The sequence below is a fragment of the Tractidigestivibacter sp. genome (assembly GCF_050946515.1).
GTDB lineage: Bacteria > Actinomycetota > Coriobacteriia > Coriobacteriales > Atopobiaceae > Tractidigestivibacter.
In genome coordinates, this window is record NZ_JBMNUX010000008.1 from 1 (window position 1) to 12393 (window position 12393).

Sequence of the window (12393 nt, forward strand, 5' to 3'; positions counted from 1 at the left end):
GTTACGCGAGTTCTGATGCCCGCACGACGTGCGCTGCCATGTTACGCGAGTTCTGATGCCCGACGCCGCCAAGTTCCGCGACTTCTGATGCCCGCACATTGGGGGGCTGCCAGGTTGCGCGACTTCTGATGCTGGGCCATGCCAGGTTTTGCGGCTTCTGATGCCCGTTTTGCCAGGTTATGCGACTTCTGATGACCGACATGCCAGGTTGCGCGACTTCTGATGCTGCAAAAGTCGCGCAACCTGGCAGCGCTCTGTTGTGTGGGACCGGAGCCTCGTTGTGTGGGACCGGAGTCTCGTTGTGTGGGACCGGAGCCTCGTTGTGTGGGACCGGAGCCTCGTTGTCTGGAGCTCCAGCCACGTTGTGTGGGGTCTCCCAGCCGTTGCGTGCAGAAGAGCCGTCATTCCGCTATTGCGTGGGGCTCCCGAGGACCGAGAAGAGCCTCCCGCGCGACCAAGCGTCATCCTTCGAAAAAAGCTCCCGATCCGCATGGGGCGAACCGGGAGCTTCAACTCGCTGCAAAAGGTCAAGCCTTTCCAACACGGGCAAAAATTAGAACTTGGCGCCGCACTTCTTGCAGACGCGGACCTTCTTGCCGCTGTCGTCAACGTCGTGACCAACGCGGGTGGGCTTGCCGCAGGACGGGCAAATCAGCATGACGTTGGAGACGTCAATGGGAGCCTCCTGGCTGATAATGCCTCCCTGCTGGTTATTGGCGTTGGGGCGAACGGCCTTCTTGACGATGTTGGCTCCCTCAACGACAACCTTGCCCTCGGACGGGATGGAGCGAAGGATCTCGCCCTCGACGCCCTTGCTCTTGCCGGAAATGACGACGACCTTGTCGCCCTTCTTTACGTTCATCTTCATAGTCGTACTCACTCCCTAGAGCGTCTCAGGCGCGAGCGAGACGATCTTCATGTACTTGCGGTCGCGAAGCTCACGAGCGACAGGCCCGAAGATACGGGTGCCCTTGGGCTCGCCATCCTTGTCGACCAAGACGCAAGCGTTCTGGTCAAACTTGATGTAGCTTCCGTCCTTGCGGCGCGTCTCCTTGACGGTGCGAACGACGACGCAGCGAACGATGTCGCCCTTCTTGACGGAGCCGCCCGGCGTGGCCTCCTGAACTGCGCAGATGATGACGTCACCGATGCCGGCGTACCTGCGCTTGGAGCCACCCAGGACCTTGATGCACTTCACGCGTCGAGCGCCGCTGTTGTCGGCGACGTTGAGCATGGTTTCCATCTGAATCATGGTGTTCCTCCGAGTTTGCCCTCCCAGAGGTGCGCCCTAGGTGCGACGCACATGGGTTGGGCTCGTCATTAATACTTACTTGGCACGCTCGACGATCTCCACGACGCGCCAACGCTTGGTCTTGGAGAGAGGACGAGTTTCCATAACGGTGACGCGGTCGCCAAGGCCACACTCGTTCTTCTCGTCGTGGCAGTGGAGCTTCTTGGAGACGGTCATCATCTTTCCGTACTTGGGGTGGTGCTTGCGGTAGTCAATCCTCACCGTGACGGTCTTGTCGCCGGAGATGGAGACGACAGTCCCGGTGCGGACCTTCCTCGCGTTCCTGCTTTCGGTCTCAGCCATTTCTTATCTCCTGCGATCTAGTTCTGCGCTGCGGACTTCTCCGCGGCGATCTGACGGGCACGAATCTCGGTCTGAACGCGAGCGATGTCGCGCTTCACGGCCTTGACGCGGGCGGTGTTGTCCAGCTGGCTCGTGGCCATCTGGAAACGGAGGTTGAAGAGCTCGGCGCGGCCGTCCTCAAGCTTCTTGGCCAGCTCCTCGTCGCTGAGCTCCTGAATGTCCTTGTACTTCATGGTTACTTGTCCTCCCCGTCCTGAGAAGCGCGGGAAACGATCTTGGTCTTGATGGGCAGCTTGTGCTGGGCAAGGCGCAGGGCCTCCTTGGCCGTGGCCTCGTCGATCTCGCCGACCTCGAACATGATGCGCCCGGGCTTGACGACGGCCACCCAGTCCTCGGGGTTGCCCTTGCCGGAGCCCATGCGGGTCTCAGCCGGCTTCTTGGTGATGGGCTTGTCCGGGAAGATGGTGATCCAGATCTTGCCGCCACGCTTCATCTCACGGGTGATGGCGACACGAGCAGCCTCAATCTGGCGGTTGGTGATCCAGTGAGCCTCCTCGGCCATGAGGCCCCAATCGCCAAAGTGCAGCTCGGTGTTGCCCTTTGCATGGCCCTTCATGGAGCCGCGCTGAACCTTGCGGTGCAGGACACGCTTAGGTGCGAGCATTAGCGAGCCCTCCTCTCGTTACGACCGCGGCGAGGACGAGAAGAGCCCTCGAGTGCGGGGGTCGGCGTGGGCTGACCAGGCAGCTTCTCGCCGTGATAGATCCAAACCTTGACTCCGCAAGCTCCCATGGTGGTGCGAGCGGTGGCCTCGCCGAAGTCGATGACGGCGCGAAGGGTGTGCAGAGGCACGCGACCCTCGCGGTACCACTCACGACGACCCATCTCGGCGCCATTCAGACGACCAGAGCACTGAATACGAATGCCCTTGGCGCCAGCCTTGCGAGCAGACTGGACGGCCTTGCGCATAGCGCGGCGGAAGGCGACGCGCTGCTCGAGCTGCTCGGCGATGGACTGAGCAACCAGGTTTGCATCGAGCTCGGGGCGCTTGACCTCGATGACGTCGACGTTGACCTGACCCTTGCCCACCTTAGCGACCTTCTCGAGGTCGGAGCGCAGGACGTCGATCTCGGCGCCCTTCTTGCCGATGACGATGCCCGGGCGAGCGGTGTAGATGGTGACCTTCACCTTGTCGCCAGCGCGCTCGATGTCGACACGAGAAACGGCTGCCTTCTCAAGGCGCTTGTTCAGGTACTTGCGGATCTCAAGATCGTTGCCGAGCTGCTCGGCATAGTTCTTATCGGCGTACCAACGGGAACGCCAGTCCTCGGTGATGCCGAGACGGAAGCCGGTAGGCTGTACCTTCTGACCCATGCTTTCCCTACGCCTCCTTTCGAGGAGCGACGACGACGGTGATGTGGCTGGTGCGCTTGTTGATGCGGGAAGCGGAGCCCTTGGCGCGAGGACGAATGCGCTTGAGCGTGGGACCCTCGTCGACATAGGCGAACTTCACCATGAGGTCGTCAGCGCGAAGATTGTTGTTGTTCTCGGCATTGGCGATGGCGGAGCGCAGAACCTTGGCGACATCGGTCGCAGCGGCGCGGTTGGTAAACTGAAGAATCTCGAGCGCCTGAGCAACGGACTTGTTGCGGATGAGGGCCACGACGGCGCGCGCCTTGCGCGGTGCGACGCGGACATAGCGGGCAGTAGCCCTGACCTCAGTCGCGTTGGCGTTGTTGTTTGCCATTGACTAACTACCCCCTAATCAACCCTGTGGCCACGGAACGTACGAGTGGGGGCGAACTCGCCCAGCTTGTGACCGACCATGGACTCGGTGATGTACACAGGAACATGCTTGCGGCCATCGTGGACGGCGATGGTGTGACCGACCATCTCCGGGTAGATGGTGGAAGAACGAGACCAAGTCTTGATAACGTCCTTCTTGCCAGACTCGTTCATAGCGGTGACACGCGCGAGGAGGCGAGTCTCCACGAACGGGCCCTTCTTGAGACTTCTGCTCATGCTTTCTATCTCCTACTACTCGTGTGCCGACTACTTGGAGCGGCGACGACGGATGATGAGACGGTTGGATGCCTTCTTGGGGTCACGCGTCTTGTAACCCTTGGTCGGCTTGCCCCACGGGGTGACGGACGGACGGCCGGAGGTGTGGTTCTTGCCCTCGCCGCCGCCGTGCGGGTGGTCGACAGGGTTCATGACGGTACCACGGACGGTCGGACGCACGCCAGCCCAGCGAGAACGGCCAGCCTTGCCGACGACGATGTTGGAGTGATCGGCGTTGCCGACCTCGCCAATCGTTGCGCGGCAGGTCAGAAGGACGCGACGGAGCTCGGAGGACGGAAGACGCAGGATTGCGTAGCCGCCGTCCTTGCCCATGAGCTGCACGGAGGTGCCGGCGGAGCGAGCCATTGCGGCGCCCTTTCCGGGCTGGAACTCGACGGCGTGAACGAGCGTGCCGACGGGAATCTCGGAGAGCGGCATGCAGTTGCCGGGCTTGATGTCGATGCCCTTCTCGCCAGAGACGACGGTGTCGCCAACCTTCAGGCCCTCGGGAGCCAGGATGTAGGCCTTGGCGCCATCAACGTAGTGGAGAAGCGCGATGCGAGCAGAGCGGTTGGGGTCATACTCGATGGTCGCGACCTTGGCCGGGACGTTGTCCTTGCGACGCTTGAAGTCGATGCGACGATACATGCGCTTGTTGCCGCCGCCCTGGTGACGGGTGGTGACGCGACCGTTGTTGTTACGACCGGCCCTCTTGTGCAGAGGCTCGATGAGCGACTTCTCGGGCTTATCCGTCGTGATCTCGGCGAAGTCCGAGACAGTCTGGAAGCGCCTGCCTGCGCTGGTGGGCTTTAGGTGCTTAACTGCCATTTCATTCCCTTCTTCTTCCGTTGGCCGCCCCGCTCAGGGATTGGCGGAGCGACACCGGATACCACGGTACCGCGCGTATCCATTACACGCGGCAAGCAGCCCGGCCTAAGCCGGGCGATGCTGTCTACTCAGAATCAGATGCTGCCTGCTGGTTGGCGAAGATCTCGATCTGCTCGCCAGGAGCGAGCGTCACGATGGCCTTCTTCCAGCTGCGGGTCTTGCCCATCTGATAGCGAACGCGCTTTGACTTGCTGTGCACGTTGATGGTGTTGACCTTGAGGACATGGACGCCGAAGAGCTTCTCGACAGCGTCAGCAATCTCCTCCTTGGGAGCCTTCTTGGCAACCTCGAAGGTGTACTTGCCCTCCTCCATGAGACCATAGGAGCGCTCGGAGACGATGGGGCGGATAATCACATCGTAGGCGGACTGCATTACGCAAGCACCTCCTCGAGCTGCTTCGCGACGTCAGCGGTCATGAGAAGAGCGCCGTTGTCGATCAGGTAACGGGTGGTTGCCTCAGAAACGGCAATGACCGTCACGTTATTGATGTTGCGGAACGACAGGAAGCTGTTGATGTCGTCGTCGTTCAGAACCAAGGTGACGCGCTTGTCGGCAAGTCCGAGGGCGTTGATAACCTGCTGGGCCTGCTTGGTGGACGGCTTCTCGAAGGAAAGGGCGTCGACGAGCACGAGCTCGGAGTCGGCAACCTTGCCGGAGAGGACGGAGCGCATGGCAAGCTTGACCATCTTGTTGTTGATGCGCTTGGAGTGATCGCGGGGCGTAGGCCCGAAGATCACGCCGCCGCCGACCCACTGGCCAGCGCGGATGGAGCCCTGGCGGGCACGGCCAGTGCCCTTCTGGCGCCAAGGCTTGACGCCGCCGCCAGAGACCTCGTGGCGGTTCTTGGTAGAGTGGGTGCCCTGGCGCATGCACGCGTCCTGGCAAGTCACCACCTGGTGGATTACGGGAATGTTCGGCTCGATGCCGAAGACGTCATCGGAGAGATCAGCCGTGCCGGCCGCCTTCCCCTCGACGTTCTTGATGTCGTACTTGGACATGAGTCCTCCTTGTTAGCCTAAGCGACTGCTTGCTCGCGGGCCCTTAGGCCATGCGGACCTGGACGAGAGCGTTCTTGCCGCCCGGCACGGCGCCCTTGATGAGCATGATGTTCTGCTCGGCATCGACGCGGACGAGCTTGAGGTTCTTGACGGTGACGCGCTCGTCACCCATGTGACCATACATGTGCAGGCCCTTGCGGACGCGCGCGGGATAAGCGCACTGGCCGATGGAGCCAGGCTTGCGCTGGTTGCGGGAGCCGTGAGCCATGGGGCCACGAGAGAAGTTCCAGCGCTTAACGGTGCCCTGGAAGCCCTTGCCCTTGGAAGTGCCGGTGACGTCGACGGACTTGACGTCAGCGAAGTCGGCAACGGTGATGACGTCGCCGGTCTTGTGCTCCTCGCCATTCTCGACGCGGACCTCGCGCAGATAGCGCATAGGCTCAACGCCATGGGCGGCGAAGTGACCAGCCATGGGCTTGTTGACATGCTTAGGCTTGATGTCTCCGAAGCCGATCTGGACGGCGTCGTAGCCGTCGGTCGCCTTCGTCTTGACCTGCGAGACAGTGCAGGGGCCAGCCTGGATGACGGTGACAGGGACGACATTGTCGTTCTCGTCCCAAACCTGCGTCATACCGAGCTTACGGCCAAGAATCGTGCTGACCATGCTCTTTCCTTACCCTCGGTGGTCATGGGACCTTAGGTGCAGCTCCTCTGCACTCCCCCAGCGGACCACGTCTTGTATGAACTGCCTGCAGAGACATACCTGCCCCATTCAGCAGCCCTACTAGTTTATACGCGCGAGGGCGGCTTCACAATCTCTTCGCACAATTTTTTAGGCCTTTGAGCTGGGATTCCCATTTCCACCGAGTCGGGCGTATCCATAGCTAGCGAGAAGGGCTAGTTTGAGCCCTTGGAAGGGTCGGTGACCTTCGATGCCTCGGACTTCTTCGGCTGCTTCTTATCGATGATGGTCAGAGCGATAGCCGCCACAGCGGCTGCAATGCCAACGACCAAGCAGGCAAAGCCCAGGCTGTATTCGACAACCATGCTTGCGCTGCTCCCGGTGGACTGAAGAATCAAGATTCCGATGAGCTCAAGCGCCGCATAGCCACCAGATATGCAGGTGAGGACAAAGTCAGCAGGATGCTTTTTCATGATGGTGACGGCAAGAGCCACAATTGCAAAGAGGATCAGCACCACGCCGTCGGATTGCGCCGAGAGCGACACGGTGTATTTGACGTAGCCAAGCAGCTTCTGGTCGACGGAGTCCACGGTGTAGAAGGGCAAGATACCAGAAAGCGCGATAAGCGCCTCGGAGACAATCGACAGCACGAAGATGCTCTTGGCCAACTGAGCCTTGGCAGCCTTGGCTACAGGAGTCGCCTTCTCTGCGGGATGTGCTTCCGCATGAGGCTGAGAGCCCTGAGGCGAGCCTTGCGCCGCAGTCGGATTCTGGGTGACGTTGGGGTTCTGCGGCGCTCCCGCGTTCGATGCGCCAGCATCATGCGGATAGGACTCCCGAGGTTGGTTTGCCTGGTTGGTATTCACGGCAAAGTCGGAAAGGGCAGCACCGCACCGGGGGCAGAATTTGGCCTTGTCTGAGATTCGTGCTCCACAGTTAGGACAATACATTGTTCAATCACCTTCATCAGAAGCGGCTACCTTCGCAATTGTATGCATACCTAACAACGACAGTGTCCCCTTCTAGCGACTCACACCATCCCAAAGAAACCTACAACGCGAAAAATGCTGCAACCCACCAAGCGCGTCGAATCAAGGACCGCCACTCTGCCTTTGCAAAGACAAGGAGCCCCCGTCTCCCGAGGGCAGCTTCGCGCAGCGCGCTGCCCGTAGGAAGACGGGGGCTCCCCCGCTTGTTCGCGTGAGTTAGAGCTTGATCTCGATGTCGACGCCCGCGGGGAGGTCGAGACGCATCAGCGAATCAACCGTCGAGGACGAAGGGTCGAGGATGTCGATGAGGCGCTTGTGGGTGCGCATCTCGAACTGCTCGCGAGAATCCTTGTCCTTATGGGGCGAGCGAATGACCGTGTAAAGATTGCGCTCGGTGGGCAGAGGAATCGGGCCCGAAACGCGGGCGCCCGTCTTCTGAGCGGTGTCCACGATGAGCTTCGCGGACTGGTCGACGACCTCGTGGTCGTAGCCCTTGAGGCGAATCCTGATCTTCTGGCTTGACACTTTGTACCTCCGTATATGAGCTATGGCTCGTGGTCGTTAATTAAGAAGCGCTTCCGCCGGCCTTGGCGACGATCTCGTCGCGGATGGCCTTCGGGACAGGCTCGTACGAATCAAACTGCATGGTGTAGCTTGCACGACCCTGCGTCTGAGAACGGAGGTCGGTAGCGTAGCCGAACATCTCGCCCAGGGGCACCTTGGCGCGAATGACCTTGGTGTCGCGGCGATCCTCCATGCCCTCGATCTTGCCGCGGCGAGAGGACAGGTTGCCCATGACGTCGCCCATGTACTGCTCGGGGGTCTCAACCTCAACGGACTCGACAGGCTCGAGGAGCACTGGATCGGACTTCTTAAGGGCGTCCTTGATTGCCATGGAACCGGCAATCTTGAAGGCGGCCTCGGAGGAGTCGACCTCGTGGTAGGAGCCATCGACCAAGGTCACCTTGATGTCGACGACAGGGTAGCCGGCGATGACGCCGCTCTCCAGGGCCTCCTGGATGCCCTTGTCGATCGAGGGGATGTACTCCTTGGGGACCACGCCGCCGACGATAGCGTTGACGAACTCGTAGCCCTTGCCCTCCTCGTTGGGCTCCATGTCGATGACGGCGTGACCATACTGGCCGCGGCCGCCGGACTGGCGGACGAACTTGCCCTCGGCGTGCTGGACGGCATGGCCAGCGGTCTCGCGGTAGGCAACCTGAGGCTTGCCCACGTTGCAGTCGACGTGGAACTCGCGGCGCAGGCGGTCGACGATAATCTCGAGGTGCAGCTCGCCCATGCCAGCGATGATGGTCTGGCCGGTCTCCTGGTCGGTGTGGACGCGGAAGGTCGGGTCCTCCTCAGCCAGCTTGGCAAGGCCAACGGACATCTTCTCCTGCTCGGCCTTGCTCTTGGGCTCGACGGCGACGTCGATGACGGGGTCGGCGAACTTGATGGACTCGAGCACGATGGGGTGGTTCTCGTCGCAGAGGGTGTCGCCCGTGGAGGTGTTCTTCAGGCCGACGCATGCAACGATGTCGCCAGCAGAGCACTCGTCACGGTCAACACGGTCGTTGGCGTTCATCTCGAGGATGCGGCCCAGGCGCTCCTTGTTGTCCTTGACGGAGTTGTAGACGTAAGAGCCTGCCTCGGCCTGGCCGGAGTACACGCGGATGTAGGTGAGCTTGCCGACGTAGGGGTCGGTCATGATCTTGAACGCCAGAGCGGAGAAGGGCTCCTTGGGATCGGCGTGACGGACCTCGGGCTCACCCTTGAGGTTGGTGCCGTCAATCTCGGGGACGTCGAGCGGGCTGGGCAGGTAGTCGACGACGGCGTCGAGCAGCTCCTGGATGCCCTTGTTCTTGTAGGCAGAGCCCACGAAGACGGGGTTCAGCTCGTTGGCGATGACGCCCTTGCGGATGGCGGCCTTGAGCATGGGGACAGGGATCTCCTTGTCCTCAAGGATGGCCTCCATGAGCTCGTCGGAGAAGTTGGAAGCGGCGTCGAGCAGCTCCTCGCGCTTCTCGTTGGCAAGGTCGACGAACTCGTCAGGGATGGCATCCATGGGCTCGGGGTAGATCATGCCCTTGGCGTCTTCCTTGAAGTCCCACGCGGTCATGGTGACCAGGTCGACAAGGCCCCAGAAGTTGGACTCGGCGCCCATGGGGATCTGCGCGGCCACGGCAGGAGCGGAGAGGCGCTCCTTCATGGTATCGATGGCGTGGAAGAAATCGGCGCCAACGCGGTCGAACTTGTTGATGAAGGCGATGCGGGGGACGTTGTACTTGGCAGCCTGGCGCCAGACGGTCTCGGACTGCGGCTGGACGCCAGCGACGGCGTCGAAGACGGCCACAGCGCCATCGAGGACGCGCAGGCAGCGCTCGACCTCAGCGGTGAAGTCGACGTGACCCGGGGTGTCGATGATCTGGATGACGTGGTCCTTCCAGAAGCACGTGGTGGCAGCGGAAGTGATGGTGACGCCGCGCTCCTGCTCCTGAACCATCCAGTCCATCGTGGCCGCGCCATCGTGGACCTCGCCGATCTTGTGGGTCTTGCCGGTGTAGTAAAGGATTCGCTCGGTGGTCGTCGTCTTACCGGCATCGATATGGGCCATGATGCCGATGTTACGAAGGTCTTCGAGCTTGTATTTCATCTTTGCCATGTAATGCTCTCCCCCGAATTAGAAGCGGTAATGAGAGAATGCGCGGTTAGCCTCTGCCATCTTGAAGAGGTCCTCGCGACGCTTAACGGAAGCGCCAACGCCATTGGAGGCGTCGATGATCTCATTGGCGAGGCGCTCTGCCATGGTCTTCTCCTTGCGAGCACGCGAGAAGTTGACAAGCCAGCGGATTGCCAGCGTGGTTGCACGGCGGGAGTTGACCTCCATAGGGACCTGGTAGGTAGCACCACCGACACGGCGAGGCTTGACCTCGAGGGTCGGGCGGATGTTGTCCATTGCCTTCTTGAAGACAGCCAGCGGATCCTCGCCGGTCTTCTCCTTGACGATGTCAAAGGCGCTATAGACGATGCGCTCAGCGGTGGAACGCTTGCCATCAAGGAGGACCTTGTTGATGAGCTGGGTCACGAGACGGTTGTTGTAGACGGCGTCAGGCTGAACCTCACGACGCACTGCTGCTGCACGACGCGGCATGTTGTATCTCCTCAGAAATCGGTCTTTTGATGCAGGTTTGGCTTACTTGCCGCGCTTGGCGCCGTAGCGAGAACGGGCCTTCTTGCGGTTCTGGACTGCGGCGCAGTCGTAAGCACCACGGATGATCTTGTAACGAACGCCAGGCAGGTCACGGACACGACCGCCACGGATCAGCACGATGGAGTGCTCCTGGAGGTTGTGACCCTCGCCCGGGATGTACGCAGTGACCTCGATGCCGTTGACAAGACGGACACGGGCGACCTTACGAAGGGCAGAGTTAGGCTTCTTGGGGGTGGTGGTGAAGACACGGGTGCAGACACCGCGCTTCTGGGGGTTGTGCTGGAGGGCGGCGTTCTTGGACTTAGCCTTGGCGCTCACGCGACCGTGACGGACAAGCTGGTTGATGGTAGGCAAAGTTCTTCTCCTTCATACCTATCTACGTGCAATTTCGCCTAATATGAAGGGCAACGCAGCACCGCTGCCCTGGATTGGCGCGAGATGAAACATTACGCGCGATAACCGCAGATGTCAAAACGCCACGGTGCCGGGCGTATCCTTCCTACACGTACCTTTCACAGAGGATAGAGCTTTCGCTTTCTGCACGGTTGCTGGGCAGGCGGCTATCTGACGGGCGGTCGTTCGGGCGCGAAGCCGTTCGGGCACCGCTAGGATTTTCACCTTCCCCACAACACAGACCGCTCAGGCCTTGCCTGCTCGCCTGCCAGGTTGTGCGACTTTTGCGGCATCAGAACTCGCGCAAGTTGGCAGGCCGGGCATCAGAGGTCGCACAAAGTGGCAACTGCGGCATCAGAAGTCGCACAACTTGGCAGCGCCGAGCATCAGAGGTCGCAGAATCTGGCAGTGCGCGCGACGTCCCCCGTTGTGTGGGACTGCAAAATAGCGCTCACTTCCATTGTGCGGGGGCTGCGTGAGTTTTTGCTGCTCGCAAGCAGCATCGTGCGGGACTGCACAGATTACCATATGGACCGCCTCCATCGTGTAGGACCGCTCTAAATGGCATTGCGTATGTGCCATTTTTCTACCTGCGAATTTGTAAAGGTCTTCTCGTCGAGAGCCCATCTTGAGGGCGAGAAGCCCCACACAATGAGACCAGCAGCCATGACCTTTCTCGGCGACCCACACGATGAATGCCAGGCCCAAGAGAAGCACCAGGTAGGAGCTCTGGCGGAAAAGTGCGCTCCACACAATGCGAGGGACTACTTTATCGGCATCCCCACACGATGTCTCTCTTCGGCAGCCCCACACGATGTCTCTTTGCCAACTTGCGCGACTTTTGCGGCATCAGAAGTCGCGCAAGTTGGCAGGTCGAGCATCAGAGGTCGCATAACTAGGCAAAACGGGCATCAGAAGTCGCAAAACCTGGCATGGCCCAGCATCAGAAGTCGCGCAACCTGGCAGCCCCAATGTGCGGGCATCAGAACTCGCGCAACCTGGCAGCCCCCCAATGTGCGGGCATCAGAACTCGCAAAACTTGGTAGGCTGGTTGCAGCGGTCCGTTGTGCGGGCATCAGAAGTCGTGCAAGTTGGCAGAGACAACATGGCGGGGCGGTTTGCGGGCTTATTCCTCGGCAGTTTCGGGGTGAGCGTTCTCGGAAGCGTGCACGAGACCAACTGAGATCAGCGTGGTCACATGTTCGTCGGCGAGAGAGTAAATCACGCGCTGGCCCTCGCGGCGCGCGGTCACAAGGCCGCGATCTCTGAGCAGCCTAAGCTGGTGCGAAATGGCAGACTGGGACACTGAGCAGTATTCCTGCAGCTCCGAGACGCCCTTATCGCCGAGCGAAAGTGCCCCCAAAATCTGGAATCGCGTGAGGTCCGAAAGGGCATCGAATATCTGCGTGGCGTCGTACACCACGTCGTCGTTGCTGAGGTATTGGGTCAAGATCTTCTTGCTACAGCTGTCATTCATGTGCGCTCCACCCGTTGTCTGACTAGAAAAAAATTATACCTGCCGGCGGTTCGAGCACAAAAAACAGCCCCCCACCGCAAATGGGTGGGAGGCTGAACA

The 12393-nt window shown here is 60.6% G+C and carries 18 protein-coding genes; all 18 read right to left on the bottom strand.

What is annotated here, in order from left to right:
- Positions 1–553 precede the first annotated feature (553 nt).
- The 18 genes from rplX to ACOYJL_RS06175 all read right to left on the bottom strand — a co-directional run bounded on the left by rplX (position 554) and on the right by ACOYJL_RS06175 (position 12294).
- Entirely contained in the window at positions 554–868 is a 315-nt protein-coding gene (gene rplX / locus ACOYJL_RS06090; protein ID WP_433569334.1) for a 50S ribosomal protein L24, read from the bottom strand.
- Positions 869–883: 15 nt separating this feature from the next.
- On the bottom strand, positions 884–1252 hold the full coding sequence (rplN, locus tag ACOYJL_RS06095; RefSeq protein WP_433569335.1) for a 50S ribosomal protein L14: 369 nt from the start codon (positions 1250–1252) through the stop codon (positions 884–886).
- Between the two features lie 75 nt (positions 1253–1327).
- Positions 1328–1594: a 30S ribosomal protein S17 gene (gene rpsQ / locus ACOYJL_RS06100; protein WP_433569336.1), complete on the bottom strand. Its 267-nt coding sequence runs from the start codon at positions 1592–1594 to the stop codon at positions 1328–1330.
- A 17-nt stretch (positions 1595–1611) separates the two neighbouring features.
- Positions 1612–1827: a 50S ribosomal protein L29 gene (rpmC, locus tag ACOYJL_RS06105; protein ID WP_433569337.1), complete on the bottom strand. Its 216-nt coding sequence runs from the start codon at positions 1825–1827 to the stop codon at positions 1612–1614.
- 2 nt (positions 1828–1829) lie between these two features.
- Positions 1830–2258, bottom strand: a complete 429-nt coding sequence (rplP, locus tag ACOYJL_RS06110; protein ID WP_433569338.1) for a 50S ribosomal protein L16 — start codon at positions 2256–2258, stop codon at positions 1830–1832.
- On the bottom strand, positions 2258–2968 hold the full coding sequence (gene rpsC / locus ACOYJL_RS06115) for a 30S ribosomal protein S3 (protein WP_433569339.1): 711 nt from the start codon (positions 2966–2968) through the stop codon (positions 2258–2260). The genes rplP and rpsC overlap by 1 nt, the downstream gene beginning before the upstream one ends.
- Before the next feature lie 7 nt (positions 2969–2975).
- Positions 2976–3341 (bottom strand): 50S ribosomal protein L22, encoded by a 366-nt coding sequence (rplV, locus tag ACOYJL_RS06120; protein WP_433569340.1) that lies wholly within the window; start codon positions 3339–3341, stop codon positions 2976–2978.
- A gap of 14 nt (positions 3342–3355) precedes the next feature.
- Positions 3356–3616, bottom strand: coding sequence for a 30S ribosomal protein S19 (gene rpsS / locus ACOYJL_RS06125; RefSeq protein WP_433569341.1), 261 nt, complete (start codon positions 3614–3616; stop codon positions 3356–3358).
- Between the two features lie 30 nt (positions 3617–3646).
- A complete protein-coding gene (gene rplB / locus ACOYJL_RS06130) occupies positions 3647–4483 on the bottom strand; it encodes a 50S ribosomal protein L2 (protein ID WP_433569342.1) in 837 nt (278 codons plus the stop codon).
- Positions 4484–4607: 124 nt separating this feature from the next.
- Positions 4608–4916, bottom strand: a complete 309-nt coding sequence (gene rplW / locus ACOYJL_RS06135; RefSeq protein ID WP_433569343.1) for a 50S ribosomal protein L23 — start codon at positions 4914–4916, stop codon at positions 4608–4610.
- Entirely contained in the window at positions 4916–5542 is a 627-nt protein-coding gene (rplD, locus tag ACOYJL_RS06140) for a 50S ribosomal protein L4 (protein WP_433569344.1), read from the bottom strand. The genes rplW and rplD overlap by 1 nt, the downstream gene beginning before the upstream one ends.
- 43 nt (positions 5543–5585) lie before the next feature.
- Entirely contained in the window at positions 5586–6206 is a 621-nt protein-coding gene (gene rplC, locus ACOYJL_RS06145; protein ID WP_433569345.1) for a 50S ribosomal protein L3, read from the bottom strand.
- Positions 6207–6439: 233 nt separating this feature from the next.
- On the bottom strand, positions 6440–7174 hold the full coding sequence (locus ACOYJL_RS06150; RefSeq protein ID WP_433569346.1) for a zinc ribbon domain-containing protein: 735 nt from the start codon (positions 7172–7174) through the stop codon (positions 6440–6442).
- A 255-nt stretch (positions 7175–7429) separates the two neighbouring features.
- Entirely contained in the window at positions 7430–7738 is a 309-nt protein-coding gene (rpsJ, locus tag ACOYJL_RS06155; protein ID WP_326832150.1) for a 30S ribosomal protein S10, read from the bottom strand.
- A 40-nt stretch (positions 7739–7778) separates the two neighbouring features.
- Positions 7779–9875, bottom strand: coding sequence for an elongation factor G (fusA, locus tag ACOYJL_RS06160; RefSeq protein ID WP_433569347.1), 2097 nt, complete (start codon positions 9873–9875; stop codon positions 7779–7781).
- Between the two features lie 18 nt (positions 9876–9893).
- Positions 9894–10364 carry a 30S ribosomal protein S7 gene (gene rpsG / locus ACOYJL_RS06165; RefSeq protein WP_433569348.1) on the bottom strand — a complete coding sequence of 157 codons (471 nt, stop codon included), beginning with the start codon at positions 10362–10364 and terminating at the stop codon, positions 9894–9896.
- A 42-nt stretch (positions 10365–10406) separates the two neighbouring features.
- Positions 10407–10778, bottom strand: coding sequence for a 30S ribosomal protein S12 (gene rpsL, locus ACOYJL_RS06170; RefSeq protein WP_433569349.1), 372 nt, complete (start codon positions 10776–10778; stop codon positions 10407–10409).
- 1165 nt (positions 10779–11943) lie between these two features.
- A complete protein-coding gene (locus ACOYJL_RS06175) occupies positions 11944–12294 on the bottom strand; it encodes an ArsR/SmtB family transcription factor (protein ID WP_433569350.1) in 351 nt (116 codons plus the stop codon).
- Between the last annotated feature and the right edge of the window lie 99 nt (positions 12295–12393).